At 64.1% G+C, this 25,316-nt stretch carries 20 protein-coding genes; 15 read left to right on the plus strand and 5 right to left on the minus strand.

Annotated features, from left to right (window positions below; translation table 11 throughout):
- The first annotated feature begins 98 nt into the window (after window positions 1-98).
- From BXY53_RS04030 to BXY53_RS13990, 8 genes are all read left to right on the plus strand, one after another.
- A complete protein-coding gene (locus tag BXY53_RS04030; RefSeq protein WP_210209195.1) occupies window positions 99-383 on the plus strand; it encodes an EF-hand domain-containing protein in 285 nt (94 codons plus the stop codon).
- 279 nt (window positions 384-662) lie between these two features.
- The gene (locus tag BXY53_RS04035; RefSeq protein ID WP_119060607.1) at window positions 663-1,571 is read left to right on the plus strand and encodes a formate dehydrogenase subunit gamma; all 909 of its coding nucleotides are present in this window, start codon (window positions 663-665) and stop codon (window positions 1,569-1,571) included.
- Entirely contained in the window at window positions 1,568-2,224 is a 657-nt protein-coding gene (locus BXY53_RS04040) for a hypothetical protein (RefSeq protein ID WP_119060608.1), read from the plus strand. Before BXY53_RS04035 ends, BXY53_RS04040 begins: the two co-directional genes overlap by 4 nt.
- Before the next feature lie 7 nt (window positions 2,225-2,231).
- Window positions 2,232-2,864 (plus strand): nucleotidyltransferase family protein, encoded by a 633-nt coding sequence (locus BXY53_RS04045; protein WP_210209140.1) that lies wholly within the window; start codon window positions 2,232-2,234, stop codon window positions 2,862-2,864.
- 95 nt (window positions 2,865-2,959) lie between these two features.
- Window positions 2,960-4,495: a phytoene desaturase family protein gene (locus BXY53_RS04050; RefSeq protein ID WP_119060609.1), complete on the plus strand. Its 1,536-nt coding sequence runs from the start codon at window positions 2,960-2,962 to the stop codon at window positions 4,493-4,495.
- A gap of 33 nt (window positions 4,496-4,528) precedes the next feature.
- The gene (locus tag BXY53_RS04055) at window positions 4,529-4,861 is read left to right on the plus strand and encodes a DUF5132 domain-containing protein (RefSeq protein ID WP_119060610.1); all 333 of its coding nucleotides are present in this window, start codon (window positions 4,529-4,531) and stop codon (window positions 4,859-4,861) included.
- The gene (locus BXY53_RS04060) at window positions 4,854-5,345 is read left to right on the plus strand and encodes a hypothetical protein (RefSeq protein ID WP_147361491.1); all 492 of its coding nucleotides are present in this window, start codon (window positions 4,854-4,856) and stop codon (window positions 5,343-5,345) included. Before BXY53_RS04055 ends, BXY53_RS04060 begins: the two co-directional genes overlap by 8 nt.
- 149 nt (window positions 5,346-5,494) lie before the next feature.
- Window positions 5,495-6,085 carry a hypothetical protein gene (locus BXY53_RS13990; protein WP_147361492.1) on the plus strand — a complete coding sequence of 197 codons (591 nt, stop codon included), beginning with the start codon at window positions 5,495-5,497 and terminating at the stop codon, window positions 6,083-6,085.
- Between the two features lie 29 nt (window positions 6,086-6,114).
- On the opposite strand, the gene BXY53_RS04065 is transcribed toward BXY53_RS13990, so the two are convergent.
- Window positions 6,115-7,269: a methionine adenosyltransferase gene (locus BXY53_RS04065; RefSeq protein ID WP_119060612.1), complete on the minus strand. Its 1,155-nt coding sequence runs from the start codon at window positions 7,267-7,269 to the stop codon at window positions 6,115-6,117.
- Window positions 7,262-10,297, minus strand: a complete 3,036-nt coding sequence (locus BXY53_RS04070) for a cation-translocating P-type ATPase (RefSeq protein WP_119060613.1) — start codon at window positions 10,295-10,297, stop codon at window positions 7,262-7,264. Before BXY53_RS04070 ends, BXY53_RS04065 begins: the two co-directional genes overlap by 8 nt.
- Window positions 10,298-10,571: 274 nt before the next feature.
- Here BXY53_RS04070 and BXY53_RS04075 point away from each other — a divergent pair, with 274 nt between their 5' ends.
- The 6 genes from BXY53_RS04075 (at window position 10,572) to BXY53_RS04100 (ending at window position 18,270) form a co-directional block, all read left to right on the plus strand.
- Window positions 10,572-12,014, plus strand: coding sequence for a dihydrolipoyl dehydrogenase (locus BXY53_RS04075; RefSeq protein ID WP_119060614.1), 1,443 nt, complete (start codon window positions 10,572-10,574; stop codon window positions 12,012-12,014).
- A 1,803-nt stretch (window positions 12,015-13,817) separates the two neighbouring features.
- On the plus strand, window positions 13,818-14,210 hold the full coding sequence (locus BXY53_RS04080) for a hypothetical protein (protein ID WP_119060615.1): 393 nt from the start codon (window positions 13,818-13,820) through the stop codon (window positions 14,208-14,210).
- A 36-nt stretch (window positions 14,211-14,246) separates the two neighbouring features.
- Window positions 14,247-15,038, plus strand: coding sequence for a hypothetical protein (locus BXY53_RS04085; RefSeq protein ID WP_119060616.1), 792 nt, complete (start codon window positions 14,247-14,249; stop codon window positions 15,036-15,038).
- 100 nt (window positions 15,039-15,138) lie between these two features.
- Window positions 15,139-16,530 (plus strand): beta strand repeat-containing protein, encoded by a 1,392-nt coding sequence (locus tag BXY53_RS04090; protein WP_147361493.1) that lies wholly within the window; start codon window positions 15,139-15,141, stop codon window positions 16,528-16,530.
- Between the two features lie 93 nt (window positions 16,531-16,623).
- Entirely contained in the window at window positions 16,624-17,094 is a 471-nt protein-coding gene (locus tag BXY53_RS04095; protein WP_170144329.1) for an invasion associated locus B family protein, read from the plus strand.
- A 51-nt stretch (window positions 17,095-17,145) separates the two neighbouring features.
- Window positions 17,146-18,270 carry a hypothetical protein gene (locus BXY53_RS04100; protein WP_147361494.1) on the plus strand — a complete coding sequence of 375 codons (1,125 nt, stop codon included), beginning with the start codon at window positions 17,146-17,148 and terminating at the stop codon, window positions 18,268-18,270.
- Window positions 18,271-18,332: 62 nt separating this feature from the next.
- Here BXY53_RS04100 and BXY53_RS04105 read toward each other — a convergent pair whose 3' ends face one another.
- A complete protein-coding gene (locus BXY53_RS04105) occupies window positions 18,333-18,740 on the minus strand; it encodes an aconitase X swivel domain-containing protein (protein ID WP_119060620.1) in 408 nt (135 codons plus the stop codon).
- Window positions 18,740-19,972 carry an aconitase X gene (locus BXY53_RS04110; protein ID WP_119060621.1) on the minus strand — a complete coding sequence of 411 codons (1,233 nt, stop codon included), beginning with the start codon at window positions 19,970-19,972 and terminating at the stop codon, window positions 18,740-18,742. The genes BXY53_RS04105 and BXY53_RS04110 overlap by 1 nt, the downstream gene beginning before the upstream one ends.
- Before the next feature lie 145 nt (window positions 19,973-20,117).
- Between BXY53_RS04110 and BXY53_RS04115 the strand changes: the two genes are divergently transcribed.
- Window positions 20,118-22,427 carry a PHP domain-containing protein gene (locus tag BXY53_RS04115; RefSeq protein WP_210209141.1) on the plus strand — a complete coding sequence of 770 codons (2,310 nt, stop codon included), beginning with the start codon at window positions 20,118-20,120 and terminating at the stop codon, window positions 22,425-22,427.
- Window positions 22,428-22,457: 30 nt separating this feature from the next.
- On the opposite strand, the gene BXY53_RS04120 is transcribed toward BXY53_RS04115, so the two are convergent.
- Entirely contained in the window at window positions 22,458-25,217 is a 2,760-nt protein-coding gene (locus tag BXY53_RS04120; RefSeq protein ID WP_119060622.1) for a cation-transporting P-type ATPase, read from the minus strand.
- Between the last annotated feature and the right edge of the window lie 99 nt (window positions 25,218-25,316).

The raw sequence follows: 25,316 nt of genomic DNA on the forward strand, positions 1-25,316 counted from the left end.
CGAGACTAACGGAACACGTTCGGCGAAGCATTCGTTGGATTGGCAGGATCTTGATCAGTCGGATCCTTGGTTAACTCAACCAATATGAGGGTGTTCCGATGTACACATTCACGAAATACGCGCTCATGCCACTTATGTTGGCAGCGTTTATGACTCCGTTGAACGCTCAGACGAGCGTTTATCAGGATCCGGAACGCTGTGTGGCCGAAATGAGCGCGCTGGACGCGGATGGTGACGGTTATCTCACCGACGACGAAGTCGGCGAATACATGACCATCAGCACCCGTGTTGATACAGACGGTGACGGTCGCATCTCCAGTGAGGAACTGGTCGTTGCCTGTGAGCAACAGCTCGTTGAAGCTCTTGAAGGTAGCGGTCGGTAATCGACTGGCGAGCAGGGAGCGGTGCGCCGCTTCCTGTTCAGCGTCATCGCACCCCCGGGGTTCTTCCGAAGCCGTCGGTCCGCTTCCCGGCCGCCCTCCCTCAGGCCAGGCATCAGGTGCGCGCCGGTGGTCAGCGGCCCTTTCCCCCAGCCATCAAAGCGTTAAAAATTCTTAATTCGCCCGTGCCCAGACGGGAACGGGCGCGCTAGGTTCAGCGTTAAGAACCGGCGGCCGCTGGCGTGCGCCCGCAGGAGGGACATCAGGGGAGATTGGAGGACCATGGCGGATAACAACACCGGTCCCGCTGGCCCGCCCAATACGCTGGGCGGGCAAAGCGATGCGGACATCTGGCTGCAGATACGCCGGGGCACGGAAGGGCAGTCGGCAGTGCCCGACCCGGAAGCCGGCATTCTCATCAACCCGTCAGGAGAGTGGTGGTCGGTTGTCCATCAAGACACGCTGATCACCTATGGCGGCATAGCCTTGCTGGTGATCCTTGGCGCGATCGCCCTGTTCTATCTTCTTCGCGGCACCATTCGCATCGACGGTGGAGTTTCCGGTCGGTCGGTGCCCCGTTTTTCGCTGGCGCAGCGCACCGCGCACTGGATGACGGCCTCGCTGTTCATCCTGCTCGGCCTCACCGGGCTTATCATCCTTTTCGGGCGGCCCGTGCTGATCCCGTTGATCGGCCCCGAAGCCTTCGGTGTTCTGGCCACTGCGGCGATGCAGGCGCACAATCTGTTCGGGCCGATCTTTGGCGTCGCCATCATCGTGCTGTTCCTGCTGTTCGTGCGCGGCAACTTCCCATCGCTCAGGGATATCGGCTGGCTGCTGCGTGGCGGCGGCATGTTCGGTGTCCATGCGAGCGCGGGTCGCTACAACTTCGGCGAAAAGATGTGGTTCTGGACGGCATTCATCACCGGGATCGCGTTGACCGGGAGCGGCTTCCTGCTGCTGTTCCCGGACGCGCTCGGCTCGCGGACAACGCTGCAGCTTGCCGATCTGGTCCATGCGGTGGCGGCGCTTGTCATGATCGGCATTGGCTTCGGCCATATCTACCTCGGCACGCTTGGCACTGAAGGCACATTCAAGGGCATGGTCGAGGGAAGCGTCGACGAGAACTGGGCGCGCACGCACCATGATCGCTGGCTGAAGGAGGTAAAGGCGCAGGAGGGCAAGACGTCATGAGCCTGGTTGAGTTCATCGAGGGGCCGCTTTGGATTTTCTCAGCGTGGTTTTTTGTGATTTTCGTGGTCTGGCGGCTTGGCAATATCCTGTTCAGCGGCCGCGGCTTGCCGCACACCCAGGCCCAGCCGAAGGGCAGCCCCGCGCTTGGCGCGCTGCGGACCAACCTTGAGCATTTCGCGCCGCGCTCGCCCTTCACCGGCAGCGCTAAGGTTTGGTTCGTGACCATCGCAGGCTACGCCTTCCATATCGGCCTGTTTGTACTGCTGTTCTTCGCCGCGCCCCATGTTGCGTTCATCGAAGAGCACATCCTCGGCGTGGGCTGGCCGCCCATGTCCCGCACCGCGTTCATCATCTCGGCACAGGTCGCCTTTGCCGGGCTGCTGGTGCTGTGGATCCGGCGATTCCTCGACCCGGTGGTACGGCTGATCTCGCGTCCCGACGATCATATCGCCGCCGGGCTGACCTTCATCGTCATGCTGACAGGCTGCATGGCGCTTGGCGAGCAGAGCGAAGCGCTGCGGCTGACACATCTGCTCACGGTGCAGGCCTGGCTGATCTATTTCCCGTTCTCCAGCCTGATGCATACCTTCACCTGGCCGCTCTCGCGCGGGGCCACGGGCGCGCTGGCGGGCCGCCGCGGCGCACGCATGTGAGCCGGGTGTGGCGCGGCTTGAGGAATATGGTGCGGTGGTGCTGGCGGCGGGGTTCTCCCGCCGTCTGCCAGGTGAGAACAAGCTGCTGAAGGCGTACCGCGGTCGCCCGCTGTTGGCGAATGTGCTGGAGGCCGTGGCAAATCTCGGGCTGGGCGACGTCGTCGTCGTCACTGGCGATGACCGTGAGGGCGTCGCTGTCCTCGCGCAAGGGGCGGGGCTGCGTCGGGTCGAGAACGCCGATGCGGCGTCCGGCATGGGTAGCTCGATCGCGGCGGGCGCGCGGGCGCTGCGCGAGGGGCTAGCCGGCGTGTTCGTCGTGCTGGGCGACATGCCGGAGGTCACCGCGGAGGATTATGCCCGGCTCGCGACGGCGCACGAGCAGCGGCCTGCGCGAATCTGCGTTCCGGTCTGGGATGGGCGACGCGGGCATCCGGTTCTTTTCGGCGCGGGTTATCTGGCCGACCTTGCGGCGCTGACGGGCGATGTCGGGGCGCGCGGCATCCTCCGCAAAGCGGCGGATGTGGTCAGTGTCCCGGCCGCCTCGGCCGGTGTGCTGGTCGATCTGGACACGGAAGCGGATTTCGCCGCGCCCTCCCCGGACGGCCCGGCCGAAAACGATCGCGATGCCTCTGGGGATTGACGGATCGCAAGTCCTGTTCATGGCCTGAAGGATATATTAAACCAGCCGCGAAAAAGGCCGGGGGTCAACACCGACGCAGTGCGAAGGGGCGTGCCATGAGTGAGGCTTTCGATGCCATCGTGATCGGCTCCGGCCTGGGCGGGCTGACCGCCGGGGCGCTCGCGGCGAAAGAGGGCCGCAAGGTCCTTGTCCTGGAGCGCAACGACGAATTTGGCGGCGCCGCGTCCACGTTCCGGCGCAACGGCCTGACCATCGAGGCCTCGCTGCACGAACTGGACGGTTTCGACGCGGCTGACCACAAGACCGCTTTGTTCAACGAACTCGGCCTGAATGATCGTATTACGACCGTCCCGATCCCCGAACTGCATGAGGTGCGCAGCAAGCATCTCAGCGAGCCTTTCGTGCTGCCAAGCGGGGTGGAGGCGGTCAAAGAGGCGGCGAGCGCGCGCTTTCCCGGCAAGCGGCGGAACATCGGCGAATTCGTCGATCTGCTTTGCGATATCCGCGAAGCCGTCAACGAACTCGGCAAGCAGGGATCGGCTGGCAACTGGCTCTCGACAGCGCTGTCCAACCCGTTCCGCTTCTGGAGCCTCGCGCGCAACCGCAACGCGACAGCCGCGGAGGTGATGGATCGCCATTTCGGCGATGAGGAGGCGGTGAAGCTCGCCCTCGTGCCGAACATGAGTTACTTCACGGAGGATCCGGCGCGGCTCTGGTTCCTGGGCTTCGCGGTGGCGCAAGCCTCCTACCTCATCGGCGGCGCGCACTACGTCAAGGGCGGCTCGGCGGAGTTGGCCAGCGCTCTCGTCGCGATCATCGAAGGGCAGGGCGGCGCAGCCAGAACCGGGCGCATGGTCACGCGCATTCTCACGGAGAACGGGACAGCGGCTGGCGTCGTCCATCAGGGTGACGGCGGATCGGAGGAAGCCCGCGCGCCGCTCATCTTCGGCAATGCCGCGCCGCATGTTCTCGCGGAGATGCTCCCCAGCGAGCAGCGGGGCGACTTCCAGCGGCGCTACGCCGGCCGGCCGCTTTCGCACTCGCATTTCGCGCTCTATCTCGGCCTGCGCGAGCCGCCGGCGAATGTCGGCCTAAGCCGGTATTCCACCTTCATCTTTCCGGACTGGATGGACTCCGCGCGCAAGCTGCCGCTCAACGCCGACCTGTTCGCCGGCGATCCGGGCGGGCGGATGCCGATGCTCGGCGTGGTGAATTACGATGCGATCGACAGCGGAATCACGGCCGAGGGAGCCTATCCGGTCAGCGTTGTCGGTCTCGACAGCCTAGACAACTGGCGCGATCTGGACCAAGGCGCCTACGAGGCCCGGCGCGCGCGCTGGACCGACCGCATCATCCAGGAGCTGGATGCCCATTACCCCGGTCTTGCAGATGCGGTCTGTTACAAGGAAATGGTCACGGCGCGCAGCATGCAGCATTATCTGAATACGCCGGGCGGCGCGGTTTACGGCTTCGCGGCGGTGCCGCCGGACGATCAGCAGGGCTTCGGCGAGGCGAAGACGCCGGTACCGGGTCTTTACTTGGCATCCAGTTATGTGTGGTACGGCGGATTTTCGGGCGCGATGTTCGGCGGGTCGACAGCGGCGCGCGCGGCGCTGAGCGAAGCCCGATGACTTCTGGTTAACGGGAACATTTGAGAGGTTGTCATGAATGGGGCTTTTCTTCGGGGCGTGTTGGCCGGTGCGGCTGCTGTCGGCGCCCTGGCGGTTTTCATGCCGGGCGTGTATCGCGCTGCACAGCCGGCCATGCGCCAGGCTATGAAGGCGGGAATCAAGGCCTATGAACAGGGCCGCGAACAGCTTTCCGAGCTCGCGGAAACGGCAGAAGATGCCTATGCCGAAGCGATGGAGGAGCTGGAGCGCGAGGCGAAGCAGAAGCAGGCGCAGGCTGCCGAAGCCGCCGAGGAGACTGCGTCGCAGCCCAGCCACGCCATGAGCGGCGACGGCGCTGGGAATGGTCAGCGGGGGCCCGGTGTTTGATCTGCCAAGTGCGGAGGTCGCGCATCGCTCGGCCCAGCGGCTGCGGCTGCGGTTTCCGCGCCAACGCGGTGACGCCGACTTCTTCACGAAGCTGGAGCGAAGCGCGCTCGGCGTCGAGGGCGTTCTGACCGCGACGGGCCGCCCCGCGACCGGCAGCCTCATCATTCGGCACAAGAGCGATTTCGATACGCTGGCGGAGCGCCTGCGCGACGCGGGCGTATGCAATATCCGTCCCGGGCCGGAGGATCATCGCCCCGAAGTGGAGGCGCACCATCTCAGCGATGATCTGGATTCCCGCCTCTATCAGGTTTCGGGCGGGCAACTCGATCTGCGCGCGGTGGGGGCCTTCGCGCTGGTGCTGATGGGTATTCTGCAGATCGCGCGCGGACGCGTTGCGGTGCCGGCGACAACGGCGTTGTGGTACGGGCTTACGCTGCTTCTTGCGAATGGCCGCGGCGCACCGCCGCCCGGCAACGGCGAGTAAGCAATACAAGTCGCCCACTCCGGATTAGCAAGATCGCCGTATTATCACTTGTTTCAGCCGTGAATAATACGGTTGCGTTAACATTTTCTATTCGGTTACCCTTGATCTGTCCCGGATTGCACTTGTCAGAAACGCTACTGAGATTTGCGATGATCAAGGAAGCCTTAATTGCTATAGCGTTTGTTCTCGCGGTTTGCCCGATCGACGTCGCAAAGAGCGGGGAGACCGTAGCTTGGAAAAGAGTGGGTAACTGGCAGATCAGGGTCGATCCGAGCCTAGGAAATGCATGCTTCATGATCGCATCGTGGGAGCAAGGCACAATATTAAGAATTGGATTTGTCAGCGGGCAAAGCACATCGAATGTGCCTTATATTATTTTAGGAAATTCATACTGGAATTCCATACAAGAGGGAAAAGATTATAATCTCACGTTTAGGTTTGACAATGAAAAGCCTTGGTCTGTCAATGCGGTAGGTTTTCGTATGGGTCAGTCTGTATATTTACTTTTTGAAGTAGGAAGCTGGGATTTTGTCGATGAATTCATGAGAAAACATGGCGTTCAGGTGGCCTACCAAGGAAAAGTTATCGCAAACCTGCGTTTGACAGACAGTTTTGCTGCTCTTAAGGAGACAGCAAACTGCCATGTTCAAATGGCCCAAGCGGGGCTCCAGTCTTCTCAGCCTGGAAGGGATCCCTTCCGTACTCCTTCGACGGTCCCTGATCGTGATCCGTTTGACTAAGTCGCATACGCCACTCAACGCATAAGGATTTAGGCGGAACGGAGCTGCTCGGCCAGATCGGTGTGCTCCCAGGGCAGATCCAGGTCCGTGCGCCCGAAATGCCCGAACACCGCAAGGTCCTGAAAGAAGCGCCCACCGCGCTCGGCAGGCACCTGCGCCAGCTTGAACCGTTCCATCAGGCCGGCGGGGCTGAAGTCGATGATCTCTGAGAGCGCGTCGGCGATCACGTCGTCAGGTTTCGCGCCGCTGTTATAGGAGTCGATCTCGACGCTGAGCGGCATGCGCTTTCCCATGGTGTAGCTGAGCTGCACCTCGCATTCGGTTGCCAGGCCGGACGCGACAATGTTCTTCGCCGCATAGCGGGCGGCATATGCGCCGAGCCGGTCGATGCGCCAGGGGTCCTTGCCGCTGAGCGCCGCGCCGCCGTGTCGGCAATAACCGCCGTACGAGTCGACCTGGTTCTTCCGGCCGGTGAGCCCGCCATGCCAGGTCGGCCCGCCGGAGGTCTCGGCTTTCTCCAGTGACACGGCGATGGATGCGTCAGCCGACGGCAAATCCAGCTCCGCCAGAACGGGCGCGACGACGGCGCTGCGTACATCCGCTTCCGCGACGGGCGCAAAACGCTCGCCGGTCTTCAGCGCGGAGAACACCATCACGGTTTCCAGCCGCTGCGGCTGGCGGTCCCCATAGCGCACGGCCACCTGCACTTGTCCGTCCGGGTGCAAAGCGGCGAACCGCTCGTCCTCGCGCCGCACGTATGACAGCCGGCGCGCCAGCCGGTGTGCCAACGCGATCGGCAATGGCATCATCTCGGGCGTGTGGCGGCAGGCGTAGCCGAATACGGTGGCGTTCAGGCTCTCGATCTGGCTGCCGATCGCCTGGGAGGTGCGCCTATGCGGCGAGACCGAGGACAGGATGGCGACCTTGTCCGGGCTGAAATCCGTGTCTTCATAGCCCGCCTCGGCGATGACATCGCGGGTGATCTGCGAGAGGTCGACGCTCGCTTCCGACGCGACATGCACCGACAGGAACACCACCCCGCTGGCGACCGCGCATTCGGCTGATACCCGCGCGTCCTGATCACGCAGCAGATAAGCATCGACTATTGCGTCGCTGATGCTATCGGAAAGCTTGTCCGGGTGGCCTTCGGTCAACGATGTCGACGTCATCACGAAATCACGCATTTTCGGCCTCCTCTTCCGGGGGCTGAGCCGCGGGCAGGCGCCGACGCGTACGATAGGCCAGCATGGCTTCGTTGATTGCGAAGGTGCTCATCGCCGTCGCTCCGGCGAGGGCGAGGTCGCCCGGTTTCAGCGGCGAAATGCCCAGCGCCCGGCGCAACGCGCCTGACAGGAACGGCACCGCCTGTAGCGCCAGGGATATCCCGAGCGCCCAGTTGAGCCGGCTGTTGCTGAACAGCGCGCGGCCGCCCAGCGGCTCGAAACGGTCGTGGCGGCAGGTCAGCGCGTGCGCGAGCTGCGCGAGCACGAGGCTCATGAAGGTGATCGTCCGCGTGTGTGGCGTCGGCCCATAGCGGCGGACGCCATAGAAGTGCGCGGCCAGCGCGCCGGAGCCGATCACGAGCGACTCGTAGAAGGCATGGTGAAGGTCGCGGGGGCGCAGCAGCGGCTCGCCGGACGGGCGCGGCGGCCGACGCATAAGGTCGCGCTCCGGCGGCTCCAGCGCCAGCCCCAGCGCCGGGAATACGTCGGAGACGAGGTTGAGCCAGAGGAGTTCCAGCGGCGACTCAACGCTCTGATCACCCGTTATTGTCTCGGCCAGCACGACGATGATCTCGCTCAGGTTCGTGGCGATCATGAAGTGAACGGCCTTGCGAATGTTTGAGGTAATCGCCCGGCCTTGCTCGACGCCGTCACCGATTGCGCGGATTTCGCCGCCATCGACGATGATGTCGGCCACATCGCGGGCGACGCTTGCGCTCTCGGCGCCGATGGCGATGGCAAGATCGGCGGCCTTCAGCGCCGGCGCGTCGTTGAAGCCGTCGCCGGTCATGCCGACGGTGATGCCGTTTTGCTGCAGGGCCTGGACCAGCCGGAGCTTCTTTTCCGGTGGCACCCGCGCAAACACATGCGTCTGCGGCGCCAGCGCGGCGAGGAGTTCGGGCGACAGGCTGTCGAATTCGGTCGAGTCCAGCACCTTGAGTGGTTGGTTGTGGCTCAGGCCGATGTCCTCGGCGATGGCGCGGGCCGTGGCGCTGTGATCGCCGGTGATCATGAAGGGGCGGATGCCCGCGCCCTGTAGCCGGCTGATCAGCTCCGGGACGCCCGCGCGAACGGGATCACGCAGCGCCGCCGCGCCCACCCAGACGAGATCGGACTCAAGCGCGTCCACCGCGCCGTCTGCGGCATAGGCAAAACCCAGCACGCGCAGCCCCTGGCCCGCCATGCGATCGGTTTCACCACGAATGCGCCGGCGCATGGCATCATCCAGCGGGGCGATGGAGCCGTCGGCCATCATGGCGTGGCGGCTGCGCTGGAGAATCTGGGTCGGGTCGCCCTTGGCGGCGATCGCCGCGTGTTGGCCATCCTCGGACCCGTGCCGCGTGACCATGTAACGCCGCGCTGGATCACGATGCAGCATTTCCTCCAGCGGCCAGCGTTTGCGCAGCGTCTCGAGTTCGTGCCCGAATTGCTCCGCCGCGGCGACCAGGGCGGTCTCTGTCGCCGAGCCGGCCAGCCGCCTTTCGCCCGCGTCGTGCTCGACCGTCACCTCACTGCAAAGCGTGGCGATTTCCAGCAAGCGCGCCAGCACTGGATCGTGCCGCTCTGGGGTGACCGAGCCGTCAAATTCTCGCGGCTCTGCCTCGCCGCCAAGATGCACCGAATGCAGGCGCATCTGGTTCTCGGTCAGCGTGCCGGTCTTGTCGAAGCATACCGCCTGCACCGAGCCCATCGCCTCCACGGCGGAAAGGCGGCGCACCAGTATCTTCTTGTGCCGCAGTTCGCGCAGGCCCAGCGCTAACGTCGTCGTCGCGGTTGTTGGCAGCCCCTCGGGAATTGAGGCCACGGCCAGCGCCAGCGCGCTTTTCAGCATCCGCGCAGTTGGCCGCCCGCGCAGATAGCCGGCCAGGAAGGTTGCTCCGCAAATGCCCAGCGATACGGCGGAAAGCTGCGTGCCGAGCTGCTCCAGATCGGTTTCCAGCCGCGTGCGCGGCACGGCCACCTCTGTGGCTGCTGTCTGGATCTGGCCGATTTCGGTGTTCCGGCCCGTGGCGACAACAACGGCCTTGCCCGTGCCGGAAGCGATGAACGCGCCCTGATAGATCATGTTCACACGGTTGCTGAGCGGCGTACGGGCAGGGCACTTTGTGTCCGCCTCCTTCTGGACCGGCTCACTCTCGCCGGTGAGGAGCGACTCGTTAACCATGAGCGACTGCGCTTCGATGAGGCGCGCATCGGCAGCGATGATCGTGTCCGGCTTCAGCACGAGGATGTCGCCTGGTACCACCTGCGCGCTGTCGACCTCGATCTCGTGCCCGCCTCGCAGAACCGGTACGGTATAGCGCCGCCTCTGTGTCATGCGCCGGATCGTTCGCTCCGAGCCGCTTTCCGTGACGTATCCAATTCCTGCGTTGGCCGACACTACCGCAATGGTCACCACCGCATCGAGCAGTCCGCCCGTTACGATGGAGGCGGCGGAAGCGCCGAGCAGCATCCAGACGGGAAGGCTGTTGAATTGGCGGATGATTAGCGTCAGGGAGCTGTTGGGCGGCGCTTCGGGGATGATGTTGCGGCCATGCTGGCGGATGCCCGCGGCGGCTTCCTCGGCGTCCAGTCCGGTGTCGGCCCTGGTCCCCAGCTCGTCGAGGATGTCGGCGGCAGCGCGCGTGTGCCAGTCGCTGGTCCGGCAGCCGCCAATCTCGCTGGAAGCAGCGGCTGGCGCTGCCGAGAGGGGTTTGGCTGTCGCTCCGGGGTTGGCGTCAAGCGCGTCTGCTGCGCGCTTCATCATCACCTGATGCGGAATCGACGGATCGAAACACAGCAGGACGTTGCCGGTGCGGCTATTGGCGCGCACCATCCGCATATCGGGCAGGCCCGCCAGGACCGCCTCGACCCGCTCTGCCGCAGACGGTGCGCGCTTGGTTCCGGCCACGTTCAGCCGCAGCCGGCCGGCCGCGCCCGCATTCACGACCCGCAGCCGCGGCACACCGCCTGGCGGATCATCGGGAAGCTCGGATGGATCGCTTAGCATGAGGGGCCGGGGACGCAAACCCGCATGATATTGGACATCGGAAAGCGTGGCATAACAGAATGCACCTGACGATGACCGTTTTTAACGCGCCCATACGACGCGCTTATGAACCTTGCGCCTTCACGGAATGTTATGCGCCTGCGAGACGAACGTGAAAAACGCTGGCGGCGGTCTCTGATAGCGTGGAGACTGTACTGGCGCGCATGGCGGAACCGCTAACCCGTGCCCAAGGGGGCCGGCAAAGCGTTGAAGAAGCGAAAAGTGGTGCGGAGACATGATGACGAGACATGTCGACATTGCGATCATCGGCGCCGGGACGGCCGGCATGGGGGCCTATCGCACGGCGACGAAACACACCGACAATGTCGTGCTGATCGAGGGCGAGCAATACGGCACCACCTGTGCGCGGGTGGGCTGCATGCCATCCAAGCTGCTGATCGCCGCCGCAGACGCCGCGCACGAGATCGACAAGGCGCCCGGCTTCGGCGTGCATATCGACGGCAATGTGCGCATCGACGGCCGCGAGGTGATGGACCGTGTGCGCCGCGAGCGCGACCGCTTCGTCAGCTTCGTCATCGAGGCGGTGGAGAACTGGCCCGAAGACAATCGCATCATGGGCAAGGCGAAGTTCCTCGATGACCACACACTGGAGCTGGACAACGGTGACCGGGTGATCGCCGAGCGCGTCGTCATCGCCACCGGCTCGCGCCCCGTCTATCCCAAGCAGTTCGAGGCGGCCGGGGACCGGCTGGTTATCAACGATGATGTCTTCGACTGGCAGGAGCTTCCCGGCGCGGTCGCCGTCTTCGGCGGCGGGATCATCGGGCTTGAGTTGGGCCAGGCACTTCACCGGCTGGGCGTGCGGATGCGTCTGTTCGGGAAGTTCGGCGATGTCGGCCCGCTGTCCGATCCAGAGGTCAAACAGTCGGCGCTTGAGGCTTTTCAGGCGGAGTTTCCCTTCGATCCCGATGCGAACGTGACCTCGATTGAGCGCGTCGACGATGGCGTCTCGATCACCTTCACTGACGCCGAGGGCCGCGAGACCAACGAGCATTTCGACTATCTCCTCGCCGCGACGGGCCGGCGAGCGAATGTCGACAGCCTCGCGCTGGAGAACACCTCGCTGGAGCTGGACGAGAAGGGCATCCCGCTGTTCGACCGATACACGATGCAGGCGGGCGACAGCCACATCTTCATCGCCGGCGACGTGACGGGCGACGTGCCGCTGCTGCACGAGGCTGCCGACGGGGGGCGTATCGCCGGCGACAACGCGGGGCGCTTTCCCGATATCCGGACCGGCCTGCGCCGCGCCCCACTCAGCATCATGTTCACCGATCCGAACATCGCCACCGTCGGCCACTCCTACCGAGAACTCGACAACCTGCAATGCGACTACGCCATCGGCCAGGTGGATTTTGGCGGACAGGGCCGCAGCCGCGTCATGCTCAAGAACCAAGGCCTGCTGCGCGTCTACGGCGAATACGGCACCGGTCTGTTCCTCGGCGCGGAGATGGTCGGCCCGCGGATGGAGCACATCGCGCATCTGCTTGCCTGGGCGTATCAGCAGCGCATGACGATCTCCCAGATACTGGATATGCCCTTCTATCACCCGGTCGTGGAGGAGGGCCTGCGCAGCGCACTGCGTGACGTCAATGCCAAGCTGCACATTGGGCCTGAGAGCCCGCGCCGTTGTCTGGACTGCGGCCCAGGCGGGTGATCGGGACCGGTGAAGTCCGCCTGCCCCCAACCCTCAGTCGCTTGACACGTCTTCGTCCTCGCGGCCAAAAGCCTGCGTCATTGGCGGCGCGGCCTCCGCCGTCGCGGGACAGGAGGGGGGAAAATGAAAGTCTGGCTGGCTCTTCCGGCCCCGTGACGGCGCGCGCGGGCCGGCCTGGCTGCTACGTGACACCGGCGGTGAGGTTTTGCCGACTGACGCGGAGACGGCCTGGGTGTGGTCGATCTTTTTCGTCGTCGCAGAAGTGGACTGACGCTGCCTCGGGGCGCTGCGCTGAGGCGATAGCCCGGCCTGTGGATGAACGCGCGCTCCCTGGCGGGCCAAGCCGCGCAATTGTGGCCTCAAAACTACAACACGCCGCAATCCAGAGTAGTTTTTCCCAGATTCTGCACGCGTCTCACCTGTCTGTGCGATGCGCGCGATCCCGTTCAGACTCTACCACTGGTTGCGACCCGGAGGCCGACGCTTCGGGCTCGCGGGGCGGCCCAAGCCGGGGCCGTCGGCGAGGTTTCATGCGGGTGTCCCGACTACGCGACGGCGCGAACGGGATTGGCGGTTCGTTCGGACGCTCGGGGAAGGACGAGAAGAGATGATAGCAGAACGGTACATGTCGGATAGAGCGCGGGAGCGTATTCCCGTGTGGCGCTATCCGCCAGCCGTGGATGCGCACAACGCATCACGGCATCATTCATTCGACGGCTGCGGCGCAACGGGGGTATTGGCCGTCGCGGCTTTGCTTGATCCGGTCGTTTTGGGCACACAGACATTCAAGGATGCAAGGCGCAGTCGCCGCTTTGGCGCTGTAGATTGTGCGGGAGGCAGGCGTTCACGCGCTGTACCGCTCTCCTTGCACTGAAAACACTTGGTCGCTGAAGCGACCGTTTCAGAATTGCCCTTGACCGCATCAAGGACTGCGCCGGCTGGGAGTAGCCGGTGCAGTCACTTTCTGGCTCCGGTGAGCCGGACCCCCTATCCTGCCAGAGATGATGCCGGCGGCCTTTCGGCTTCGCCCTCCCGCTCTGCAGACGCCACGCAGCCTGTAGAGCTTTTGACTATCTGTTCGGGCTGTTTTCGCGGAAGTCTGCCGCCTTCCCTGCAAGGCGGGAAACGATTTGTTCGCCGCGGCCTTGCGCCCCGATCTCAACGCGCCCCCGGACACAACGGTACGCCAAGGATACACGCCGTTAGCGCATGTCCGCCCGCGCCTCATTGCAGAGTCGACCACGCCACGTCCGGAACAAAAAGATCTCTGCTACACCTGCTGCGCCGTGACTGTTGCATTTATGCACCCTGGAAAGTCAATTGCTACAATTTAGTGCAAATGCGTCATGCGGTCTTATCCGGCGCTTGTGATTATCCCCGCAACGGTGATGGAGCGCAACTGACGGTGGTGTCAGCGGCTGCCCATCACGCGAGACGGGCCGGTGGGAAAAGTTTGGCGGACGCTCGGGCACGCGTGACCGCCAATTAGGTTGACATCCAACGACAAGCCGGCCCGCTCAGGCGAGATGGGGGATCTGACAATGTCGGAACCGTCCGAGCCAGGCGGATTGACGCGAAAAGGCTCTCCGCGGATTGCCGCGCGCCGAATTTGCATCGTGGTGCCGGGAATTAACGTCTTGAATCCATCGACGCCGAGACGTCAGGAAAACGTCGTGTTGCGCGATGACCCGCGCAGCAAGCAACAATGCGTCGTCGATAGCGAATTCATGAACAATTCGCCAATTATGGGCGAATCAGTCATCAATGGTGACTGGGCATTTTGGGACAGAGAGGAGAAGGGACATGAAAAAACTGATTGCGGGTCTCGCAGTCACGTTCACTGGACTGGGCACACCCGCGATGGCGGGCGACAGCTATAGCGCCGGCTCCATGTGGGGCACGGACGGCTCCGGCGTGGCGGTCAGCGGTGCCGCGGCATCTTCGGCGGCGCACGTCCAGAACGGCACCGTCGCGGGGCAGGTCAACGCCGCCGAAGAAGGCCTGCTTCTGGCGACCGGTTCCGAGGGATCGATCACCATCCAGTCGATCGGGAGCCAGACCGTCGTGAGCAGCACCATCTCCGGAAACGACAACAGCATCCACACGCACGCCGATCAGGACAGCACGAACAGCGGCGACGTGACAAACGACGGCCAGGTGAACACCGGGGACAACGCGACGAACAACAACTACTGACCTGCGCGGGTGCGCTGGAGATGGGGGATTCTGGTAATGCCGGGCACTGTGAGTTCACTGAAGGGGATCACCACCGCTAGCCTCGCGGCTTTGACGCTGGCGGGTTGCGCTGCGACGCCAAAAATCGACGAGTCGGCGCCGCAGCCACAAGTAAACGTTTCTCAGGCGGCGCTGCCGACAGCCGTCCAGCCCTATCCGCGGATCGAGCGCGTGTTGCAGTGTGTCCGCGATACCGGCGTGCTGCACGGCAAGACCTTCGTTGTCGGCAGCTTCGCGGACAGCACGGGCAAGATCAACGCCGTCGCTCAGGGCGCGACCGGCAACTTCGTCCCGCAGGGGGGCAGTTCCTCCTACATCACGGACGCCATCAGCAAGATGGGCGGCAGCGCGATCTCGACCTATTTCGGCAAGCCGGCCAAGGCGGTCCGCGCGGACTACGCGATCAACGGCATCTTCAACAGCCTCGACTTCGGCCAGCCGGCGGAAGCCGATGTGCGCGTTGGCGGCTGGGGGCCGACGCTGGGCAAGGGCTTCGCCCAGCTCACCCTGTCGATCCAGCTTGACCAGGCGGCGACGCGCGTGAACCGGCAGATGAGCATGATCCAGCGGCCCGTGCGCTATCAGCAGGTCGGCGCGGGCGTTGGCGACGTGCTCGGTGACACGCTCGTGACCGGCAACGTCGTGTTCAGCAACCAGGAGCGCCTGCAGTTCGAGGCGCTGAACGGGCCGATCGCGCTGGGCGTGGCCGATGTCGTGATGAAGGAATTCCCCCATGCAGCGGACCAGTGCCGGGGGATGGTGGCAGACCTGCTCAACACCGTTTCGTAGAGCGGGGGGCAACTGCCGACAGGTTGGAAGTCTCTGAAGCCCTGGAGGCTTTCGGTTAGTGACTTTTTGGGCTGTGAACTGAGCAAACAGGAGAGCAAAGATGAGAAATGCAAAACTGATGACGGGCGTCGCGTTGGCGGCGCTGATTGTGGGAGCGCCGGCGGCGTTCGCGCAGGACAACGTGACGGTTGGCGAAATCAACCAGAACGTCTCGAACGACCAGTTCGTCTCGCAACCAAGCGAAGGCGAAGTCGACGTCAACAACCTTAACGGCACTTCTACGTCCGCGAGTTCATCCGTGACCGGCGCTTCGGCCGCAGTTGCAGGGTCGTTCGTCAACAATGTCACGAACTTGACTTTCGACGGGGACATCACTCAGAGATCTTCCAACACGCGCGTCGACCCGGACAACTTCGGCGAGGGCAAGGTTGGGTCCGAGCCTGCAAACGGCGTCGTCTTAAACGAGGCTGACGCGAGTGTCGGGAACCTCAATGGTACAGCCTCGTCGGCATCTGTCTCGGCGACCTCTTCGATCAACGCCGTGTCGGTCAGCTTCGTGAACGGTGGCGGCAGCGTGGCGGGGGACGCGGACATCACGCAAAGAGCGTCCGCTGACTCCTTCAACGCTTCGGGGACCAAAAACAACGCAAGCATCAACGGTGCTGATATTGATATAACCGGGGTTGCCGCGTCCGTTTCCGACTCGGCCCTCGGTGCCGGGTCCGTTGTCACCGTCACCGGCATTGGCAAGAACACCAGTACATCCTTAGGTAACGTGGTTTTCGGCGATATCGATCAGAGGTCAACCGTCGACAATCAAAGAGTCACAAACAAATCCAACAGCATGGACCTCGGCACGGTGTCAGGCACGGCCGCTTCGGCGTCAGTGTCGTCGACCGGCGCTCAAAATGCCATCTCCGTGACGCGGATCGGTGGTACGAAAAATACCTCGACGGTGACCGATATCGATAACGTGAAGCAGGTCGCCAGCCAGGAAGGCCGGGACACGAAGGTACAGATTGGCACTATCACTGGCGACAACGTCAGTGGTACTGGCGCATCGGTTTCGGCCAGCGCCACCGGCGCGATCAACGTCTTGAGTGTCACCGGCGTCAATGCAGGCAACGACACGACGATCAGCCTTGCTACTGATGGCGACGATTCGATCACGCAGAATGCCTCTAATGGCGTGAACCGGAACACCCCAACCGAGACGTTCAATGAGACCAGTATCAATGTTGGGAATGTTTCGGGTAAAGGGGCCTCTGCGTCGACGAGTGCGACGGGCGCTGCGTCGGTTGTTTCCGTGTCGAAAATCAATGGCGGCGCGACGACCGCGACCACTGGCAACATCTCGCAAACGGCTTCAAGCAGTGGCGTAGTCACGAATACTAGCAGCGTTACCGCCGGCAACCTGACTGCAACCGGCACCAGCGCGTCGATCTCTGCCACAGGCGCTTCCGCTGCTGTGTCTGTATCGACGATCCAGTAAGCACTGGACTCGAGAACTATGGAGCCGGGCCTTCGGGCCTGGCTCCTTCCTTCCGATGCTCGCGCTATGGGTCTTCCGATGAAACATGCTTTGATGATTTTAGGCCTCGCCCTGGTTTGGACCTTTTCCGGCGCGCACAGCGCAGCCGCGCAGGACGACAACTGGCAGACCGCCTGCGACGATACCCGTTGCCAGCTCTTCAGCGAGATCAGGAACGAGGAGGGCACGACCCTCGCGCGGCTCTACATGCAAAACCTCGCGCAGGACGGGCAGGATGCGAATGTCGTCGCGCTCGTGAACTTGCCGCTCGGCGTTTACATCCCCTCCGGCGTCGCGGTCGATGTCGATGACGATTACGTTTTCCGCGCCCAGCTTCTCGAATGCCGCGAGGATGAAGGCTGCCGCGCCGCGTTCGACCTCACCCCCGAAATCCTCGAAGAAATGAAGATGGGCGGCGAGATGTCGGTCGCGATCGTCGACGGGCGCAGCCGCCGGGCGATCTCCTTTAACTTTTCGCTCATGGGTTTCACAAAGGCTTACGAAGAATTCTCGGCGAAGATGTAATCCTGGTCATCGCCGCAGCTGGGTCGGTGTCAGAGGAGGAAAGCGCGGATCATGCCTTTGTCGAAGCGCCTGACTTTCGGGTGCGCAGGAACCGTCTGCGCACTAGCCCTGGCCGTGGCCAGCGAGCCTTCCACCGCACAGAGCCGGTTCGACGGGCAGAATGACGTGCCGGGCGCGGTGCTGGTCGACCCGGACGAACAGAAGATCAATCCGGACACCATCCCCGAGTTCCCGTCCACCGGCGATACGAGCATCCGCCCGCGCTTCTACATGAGCCCCGGCAGCCGCTGCACGAAGCTGGAGGATCCGCTGCCCGGCGGGTGCGAGGCTAACACCTTGCAGAAGGACAGCCGGGTGCTACCGCCAGTCGAGGGTCGCATTCTTCCCTTCCCGCTTACGCTGCCGCCGCTGCCGCCCGTTGCGCTGGGACCCATTTCGGCCCTGGATTTCGAACCTGATTTGGCGTTCTTCTACCGGGAACGGATGTTGCCTGAGTTGATGGCATCGCCGCCGATCGTGCTGACCTCGCCGTCCGTGCCGGGTGCGCATCTGGTTTACCTGCCCGACCTGGCGAGCGCTTCGGCGAGGCCGTTTCTGAGTCCCCGTCTGCCGCGCCCAGGAGGGCCCCCCGCAAGGCCAAAGCCCCACCTGCTGATGCTGGCGGGGCTGTCGTTCATTCTCGATTCGCCCGTGCGTGCCATGCCTGCCGGCGTGCCGGACGTCCTGCCGTCGTCCCGAATCCGCACGGAGCCGCTGATCGCGAACCATGCTCGGCTGTGGACTCTGCGTTTTCTCGCGCGGGGCAAGCCTGTCAGTCATCAGCCGGACAACGCCCCGCCGCGGTCGGCGCTGCCGCAATTCCAGGGTGAGCGGGTCGGCAGATACGTTATCGCGCAGCCGGTCGGTCTGCCGACCGTGTTCGATCGGTTCGAAGACCGCAACGCAGACCGACTCGGCGCACGGCCCTCCTACAAAGCCCTGATGCCCGGCGGAACTGGCAAAGCGGGCTATGGGTCAAACGGCCATGGCGCCAGCGCGCGAGTTCAAGTGGTCCGTCCGCAATCGGTCGTAACATCGCTTGAACGGAATGCGTCCGTGATGACAGGCAGCGCGCTGACCGCGCAGCCCCGCGCTGTCATCGGCAATTTCACGTCGTTCGTCCGCGGTAGCAATTAGGCGACCTTGGCGCCAATAAGAGGGCATTCGGACTCATGGTGCATGCCGGCGCGACCGCGATCCTACCGGGCGACCGTTACGCGGCCCTCATCAGGTTCCACGATCAGGTAGTCGCCATTCTGGATCAGCTGCGTAATGTCGCCGTCCTCGAAGCGGTCGCACATGGTCAGGCCGGCGAGCGCCGCGCCCTGGGCGAGAATGGTGTTGGCCCGGTTGAACAGAATTGCCGCGGGCGCCATGCCCCGCGCCTTCATCTCGTGCAGCATCCAGGCGGAGGCCACGCCGCCCTTGGCCGTGTTCATCACCAGAATGCGTCCGACGTAACTTTCCCCGGCCAGCCTGTGCTCGGGCCGGGAGAAAACGCCCTGCTGGCGGTCCAGGTCGTAGCGAGCCGAGAAATTGTCGCTTGAAACGAGCGCATAGCCTTCGATGCGGCTGCCGATGCCCGGGTGGCATTTCAGAACGGTCATCAGACGATCTCCCCTGCACAGGCGGACTCGACGCACTCTTCCATGCTGGCCAGCGCCGGTGCGTAGCCATAGCCGCCAAGGATGTTGACGATTTTCGCGGAGTTGCTCAGCAGGCGGCGCCAGCCATTGGCCTCGCCGATCTCTCGGGCGTACTGGTTGTAAAAGCAGGTCCCCTGAAGGACTTTCGCCCCGGACGCCTCGATCGTCTCGACATAGCCGAGGCGCAGCGCGTCCGCGTAGACCGAAGGCGAGGTGCACACGATGACGGCCGTGCCGGGATGGCGCCTGCGGCCCTCAAGCAGACCCGCCAGTGTCTGCATCTCGACCAGCGAGAGCTGCGGCGCCGCGAAGACCACAACATCCACCTTGTCGCCGCGCCCGCCAAAGTTCGATTTCAGCGCGCGCAGATCATCCGCTGTGATCTCCTCGCGTGGCAAGTTGGCCCCGCCCGCTGCTTCCAGCGTCGGCGCCTCCGGCGTAATGCCGACGATATGGAAGAGTGGCGAGGAGCCATAGCTCGCCATCGCCGCACCGAAGTGCTTGATTTCGTCTGAGGTCGGGATGACGTCGATCCCCTCGATCACCGGCACCTCCCAGTATGAGCCCGATGCCCGCCCGATCACCGCGCCCAGAACGCCCCAGCCGGTCAGCCCTTGCGGCTGCTCATGCACGCGGAAGCGGCGTGTCGCCCGGCGCTTCTCGGGCAGGTGCAGACCATAGCGTGGAGTGCGTCCGGTTAGCGCTGCAGCCAGAGCCGAAGGCCCGCCCTCGAAATTCGACCGCGCGCCCAGCACGCTGTTGCAGTAGATCACGACGCCGGTATCACCAAAGGCGACATGGTCGCCCTGCACCGGTGGCATGATGGTCTGATAGTTGATGCAGGTGTTCGTCATGGCGATGCCCATGGCCGCGCACGCGGCGATGGTGCGGCGCTCCAGGTCGGCCATCTCCTCGGTCTGGCCGAGGGGGCGGTAATAGTCGAGATCGACGCCGCGCGGGTCGGTGATCATCGGCACGACCACCTTGGCATCGCCCGCCGCCAGACCTTCGAGGAAAGCGACGCCCGCCTCGCCCAGCGATTCCGGATCGGCCATCATGTGGGCCTGGCTGATCTCGACGAGATCGGGTGCGTCGAACATCGCGCCCACTTTCATCATGTGATCAATCGCCCACTGGCGCGGCGCGCCCATCTCGCCGGCCAGCATGGCCTGTTCTTCTTCCGTGAGCTTCAAACGACACTCCTTCTTGACGTTGACCGCAGGCCGGCAGGGCAGAGCCCGGCGCCTTGCCTCGGCTTGGCCCCCGAGGGCACTTTCGCTTGATTTTGGGTTCTTGTGACGTAAGGTCCGGTGAAAACGATAAACAAAGGGGGTGCCGATGACCACCGTAAACATCCCGAACAGTGATGGTACTGGGTGCGTGGTGATCGGCACGCCGATACCACCCGAGGACCTCGGGACCGCCGTCCTTACGCCTGACGGTGCCTTCGAAGCGGGCTCCTATCAGTCTTTTACCCTGGTCTATACCGCCGGCAAGTTCGGCATCGACGATTCCGGCGCGCTGCGCATTTCGTTTCGCTTCGCCGCCGACCAGACGCCGCCGCAGTTCGACGACCCCGCGGCGCCGGGCTACACGACCGTCGAAGCCTCCAACAACGCGGTGCTTGAGTACCGCTTCAGCCCGAAGGGCAACACGCGACCGTGGGACAAGACGCTGGAGATCAAGGTCGTCAACGGCTACCTGACCGAGGGCGACACGATCACCGTGCGCTTCGGCGTTACCGATGGCGGCTCGCCGGGCATGCGTTTGCAGACCTTTTGTGAGGACAGCTTCGAGTTCAAGGTCCTGGTCGACCCGATCGCCACCTACACCTTCCAGCCGCTGCCCGTTCAGCCGGCGATCAAGCTGGTGCCCGGCGTACCGGAGCGTTATGTCGCCACGCTGCCGACGCTGCGCCGCGCCGGCCAGCCCTTCGCGCTCAAGATCAAGGGCGAGGACAAGTGGGGCAACCCCTCGGACCGCTGCGATGCGCGCTTCACCTTGCGGCCCTCCATGCCGGTCGAAGGGCTGACCGAACAGGTGGTGCTCGCACCCGGCGCTTTCGCTGCCGTTCTCGAGGATTTGCAGGTCTTTGCGACGGGCGAACTGACCATCGACCTGGTCGCTCCCGACGGCAGCGTGGCCGCGACCTCCAACCCGCTGCGTATCGTCGAAGACGCGCCGCTGCTGCACTTGTGGGGCGATCTGCACGGCCAGAGCGAGGAGACGATCGGCACGGGCAGCGCGCGGGCATATTTCGCGTTTGCGCGCGACCGCGCTTTCGTCGATGTCGCCGCGCATCAGGGCAACGATTTCCAAATCACGAACGCCTTCTATGCCGAACTCGACCGCCTCTGCGCCGCGTTCAACGAGGACGGAAAGTTCGTGGCGATCCCCGGCTACGAATGGTCTGGCAACACCAGCATGGGCGGCGATCGTAACGTCTACTTCCCGAACGAGGGCCGCCAAATCCGCCGCTCGTCCCATGCGCTAATCCCGGACGAGAGCGATGTTGAGACAGACGTTAACACGACGGCGGAACTGTTCGACGCGCTGGCGAAGGCGGGCGAGTGGGACGTGGTCATGTACGCCCATTGCGGCGGGCGCTACGCCGATATCAAGCTGGCGCATGACGGCCGCTTCGAGAAGTCGGTGGAGGTGCACTCCTCTTGGGGCACCTTCGAATGGATCCTGCATGATGCCATCGAGATGGGCTACCGGGTCGGGGTGGTCTGCAATTCGGACGGGCACAAGGGCCGCCCCGGCGCGAGCTACCCCGGCTCGTCCATGTTCGGCGCGATCGGCGGGCTAACCTGTTTCCTGGCGGAGGAGCTGACCCGCGAAGGCATCCTCGACGCCATCCGCAAGCGCCACCATTACGGCACGACCGGCGGTCCCGGTGGGCGCATGGTGATTGATGTATCGGCTGACTTCGACGCCGAAGGCACGCTCTATCACGATGATCCCGCGCTCGGCCCGGTGGAAGGCCGCCCCGCGCGCTCGGCGATCATGGGCGATATCGTGCACCTGCCGCAGGGCGGCATGACCCTCAATGTCGACATTCACGCTGCCGCGCCCATCGAGCGGCTCGACATCTTCAATGGCAAGGAGTTGATCGAGACGATCCGCCCCTATGCGCCGGAGGAACTCGGGAACCGTATCCGCGTGATCTGGCAGGGCGCGGAATATCGCGGACGCTTCCGGCAAGTGATCTGGGACGGTACTGCAAGGCTCTCCGGCAACAGCATCGCGGCAACGCGGCCCATCAATTTCTTCAACCGCGACAAGACGCTGGAGCAGCGCGGCGACAGCGAACTGGCCTGGAAGGCGCTGACGACCGGCAATCTCGGCGGCTTCGACATGTGGGTTACGGATCCGCAGGGCGGGCGCCTCGCTATCGAGACGCCGTTGGTCTCTTGCGATGTGCCGCTGAGCGAGATCGGTTACGACGACACGGTGTTCGATCGAAGCGCGGCGCTGGAGCGCAAGCTCCGTGTCTTCCGGCTGCCGGCGGACAATCCGCACCGTAGCCTCACCCTCTCGCGGCACATCCCGCTCAAGGACCAAGGCGACAACATCATCTATATCCGCCTGACCCAGGAAGACGGCACGTTGGCCTGGACCAGCCCGATCTACGTGTATCGCTAGGCGCGGGCAGTTGCCGACGGTATGACCCAATCAACCATGCTGCAACTCGGCCGGGCGCCGAAAGGCGAGCCGCATCTGCTTTTCCGTCTCGATCAGCGCGAAGAAGACGGCGCCGATCGCCACGATCAGCACGCCATCGAGGAACGGCACGTCCTGCGTCCCGAAGACCGCCTGCATGAGCGGCAGGTAGGTGATGGCGAACTGCGCGGCGATCACCGTCAGCACAGAGGCCCAGACGACCCGCGTTGCCTTGACGGCATTCCAGTTCAGCGAGGTGCTGTAGATGTTGCGAATGAAGAACAGGTGGAAAATCTCCAGCACCACCAGCATGTTCATCGCCATCGTCTGGGCCAGCACCTGCGAATAGCCCTTGTCGATCGCATAGGCGTAGACGCCGAACACGGCGAGGAGGAATAACGTCGAGACGAGCACGATGTGCCAGACCAGTTCGCCGGTCAGCAACGGCTCCTCGCGCGGCCGCGGTGGACGGCGCATGGTGCCGGGCTCCGACGGCTCGAAGGCAAGCGAGAGGCCAAGCGTGACAGCCGTGATCAGGTTGATCCAGAGGATCTGGATAGCGGTGATCGGCAGCGCCATTCCGGCGAACAGCGCGACGATGATGGTCATGGCTTCGCCCGCGTTGGTGGGCAGCGTCCAGCTAATGACCTTCTTGATGTTGTCGTAGACGGTCCGCCCCTCGCGCACAGCCGCTGCGATAGAGGCGAAGTTGTCGTCGGCGAGTACGAACTCGGCGGCTTCCTTGGCGGCCTCGCTGCCCTTCTGGCCCATGGCGATGCCGGCATCGGCGCGCTTCAATGCGGGGGCGTCGTTCACGCCGTCTCCGGTCATGGCCACCGTCAGCCCGCGCGACTGCAGCGCCGTCACCAGCCGCAGCTTGTGGGCGGGCGAGGTCCGCGCGAAAATGTCGGTTGTTACCGCCGCATCGGCGAGGGCGGCATCGTCCATCCCCTCGATGTCGGCACCCGTCAGCACGCGCTCGGCGTTTTTCAGGCCAATCTGCGCAGCGATCGCGCGCGCCGTGACGGCATGATCCCCGGTGATCATCTTCACGCGGATGCCTGCTGCATGGCACTCGGCGACCGCCTCGACGGCTTCCGCGCGCGGCGGGTCGATCAGCCCGATCAGCCCGATCAGCGTCAGCTTTCCTTGAAGATCCTCCGTGTTGAGGATTGTGTGGTCTTGGGCCACCGGACGCGCGGCAACGGCGATCACGCGCTGGCCCTCGGCTGCCAGGCAGTCGATCATCTCGTGCCAGTAATCGCGGTCGAGCGGCGCAGTCCCGCCCTGCGGCGTGCGCTGGTTGGCGCACATGCCGAGCACCACCTCCGGTGCGCCTTTCACATGGATGCAGGCGTGTCCTTCGTGGTCGTGATGAACGACCGCCATGTAGCGATGCGCCGCGTCAAAGGGGATGACGTCGGTGCGGCTCCAGTTCGGGAATGGCTCCGGGCCATTTCTGGAAATTTTGCCGGCCAGGGCCAGCAACGCGCCTTCCATCGGGTCACCGTCGACGCGCCAGCCGTCCTCGAAGCCGTGGAGAACCGCGTCATTGCAAAGACCTGCGGCGCGGGCGAATTCCATCAGGATTGCGTGCTCGGACGGGTGGGCATCGGCCTCGCGCCAGCGAACGGCGCCCTCCGGCGAATAACCCTTGCCCTCGACAGAATACAGGTGGTCTCCAGCCGCCGCGAGCGTCACCGCCATCATCTCGTTGCGGGTGAGCGTGCCTGTCTTGTCAGAGCAGATCACCGAGACCGAGCCGAGTGTCTCGATCGCGGGCAGACGGCGGACGATTGCATTGCGCCGGGCCATCGCCTGAACCCCGACGGCGAGCGTGATCGTCAGCACGGCGGGCAGACCTTCGGGAATCGCGGCGACCGAAAGGCCGACTACGGCCATGAACAACTCTGCGAACGGCATGTGGCCGACGAAATAGCCGTAGACGAGAATGCCCGCGGCAACGAGAAGGATGAAAACCGTAAGCCAGCGGGCGAATATGTCCATCTGCCGGACGAGCGGGGTGGTCAGCATTTCCACGCGCGACAGCATCCCGCTTATCCGGCCGATCTGGGTGGATGGGCCGGTCGCCACCACGACGCCGCGGCCAGCACCGGCGGCGACGAGCGTTCCGCTGAAGAGCATGGAGGTACGGTCGCCAAGCGCCGCCTCCTCCGCCACGGGCCTGGTGTCCTTGTCCACCGGCACGGATTCGCCGGTCAGGATGGCTTCTTCGGCCTTGAGACCGCGCGCCTCGATCAGGCGCAGATCGGCGGGCACGCGGTCGCCAGCCTCCAGCAGCACGATATCGCCGTGCACGAGATCAGCCGCGTCGACGCGCTGGCGCTGGCCGTTGCGCAGAACAGCCGAGCGCGGCGCCAGCATCCCGCGGATCGCTTCCATCGCCCGCTCGGCGCGGCCCTCCTGAACGAAGCCGATGATCGCGTTGACAAGGACGACGGCAAGGATCACGCCCGTGTCCACCCAGTGCTGGAGGATCGCCGTGACGGCTGCAGAGGCGATCAGCACGTAAATCAGCACATTGTGGAAGTGGCTGAGAAAGCGTAACAGCGGGGTGCGTTTGGGCGGCTCGGGCAGCCGGTTCTGTCCGTAGTTCGCCAGCCGGCGCGCAGCCTCCTCGGATGTCAGGCCCCCGGCCGTGGCGCCGACGGCGTGGAGTGCGTCCGTGCTTGAAAGCGCGTGGACGGCGCCCGGCTGCTGATCCCCGGTCTGTTGAACTTGCTGGGCGGGCGCCCCGCGCTGGCCTCTCATGATTGGCGTATCGCAGTTATGACATCGCAGATTGCCGGACACATATGCGCGGACGTCGTGCGCAAGCGTTAGTTAGGCATGGGCGATGCCTCTGGCAAT

It is taken from the genome of Dichotomicrobium thermohalophilum (assembly GCF_003550175.1).
In the GTDB taxonomy this organism is placed as follows: Bacteria; Pseudomonadota; Alphaproteobacteria; order Rhizobiales; family Rhodomicrobiaceae; genus Dichotomicrobium; species Dichotomicrobium thermohalophilum.

Bases quoted from the DNA above. Each gene is read 5' to 3' on its own strand.
- BXY53_RS04065 (WP_119060612.1), bottom strand. From the start codon at position 7,269: ATGCGTGATTTCGTGATGACGTCGACATCGTTGACCGAAGGCCACCCG.
- BXY53_RS04030 (WP_210209195.1), top strand. From the start codon at position 99: ATGTACACATTCACGAAATACGCGCTCATGCCACTTATGTTGGCAGCG.
- BXY53_RS04120 (WP_119060622.1), bottom strand. From the start codon at position 25,217: ATGAGAGGCCAGCGCGGGGCGCCCGCCCAGCAAGTTCAACAGACCGGG.
- BXY53_RS04090 (WP_147361493.1), top strand. From the start codon at position 15,139: ATGAGAAATGCAAAACTGATGACGGGCGTCGCGTTGGCGGCGCTGATT.
- BXY53_RS04035 (WP_119060607.1), top strand. From the start codon at position 663: ATGGCGGATAACAACACCGGTCCCGCTGGCCCGCCCAATACGCTGGGC.
- BXY53_RS04080 (WP_119060615.1), top strand. From the start codon at position 13,818: ATGAAAAAACTGATTGCGGGTCTCGCAGTCACGTTCACTGGACTGGGC.
- BXY53_RS04100 (WP_147361494.1), top strand. From the start codon at position 17,146: ATGCCTTTGTCGAAGCGCCTGACTTTCGGGTGCGCAGGAACCGTCTGC.
- BXY53_RS04040 (WP_119060608.1), top strand. From the start codon at position 1,568: ATGAGCCTGGTTGAGTTCATCGAGGGGCCGCTTTGGATTTTCTCAGCG.
- BXY53_RS04070 (WP_119060613.1), bottom strand. From the start codon at position 10,297: ATGCTAAGCGATCCATCCGAGCTTCCCGATGATCCGCCAGGCGGTGTG.
- BXY53_RS04050 (WP_119060609.1), top strand. From the start codon at position 2,960: ATGAGTGAGGCTTTCGATGCCATCGTGATCGGCTCCGGCCTGGGCGGG.
- BXY53_RS04115 (WP_210209141.1), top strand. From the start codon at position 20,118: ATGACCACCGTAAACATCCCGAACAGTGATGGTACTGGGTGCGTGGTG.
- BXY53_RS04105 (WP_119060620.1), bottom strand. From the start codon at position 18,740: ATGACCGTTCTGAAATGCCACCCGGGCATCGGCAGCCGCATCGAAGGC.
- BXY53_RS04085 (WP_119060616.1), top strand. From the start codon at position 14,247: ATGCCGGGCACTGTGAGTTCACTGAAGGGGATCACCACCGCTAGCCTC.
- BXY53_RS04095 (WP_170144329.1), top strand. From the start codon at position 16,624: ATGATTTTAGGCCTCGCCCTGGTTTGGACCTTTTCCGGCGCGCACAGC.
- BXY53_RS04075 (WP_119060614.1), top strand. From the start codon at position 10,572: ATGATGACGAGACATGTCGACATTGCGATCATCGGCGCCGGGACGGCC.
- BXY53_RS04055 (WP_119060610.1), top strand. From the start codon at position 4,529: ATGAATGGGGCTTTTCTTCGGGGCGTGTTGGCCGGTGCGGCTGCTGTC.
- BXY53_RS13990 (WP_147361492.1), top strand. From the start codon at position 5,495: ATGATCAAGGAAGCCTTAATTGCTATAGCGTTTGTTCTCGCGGTTTGC.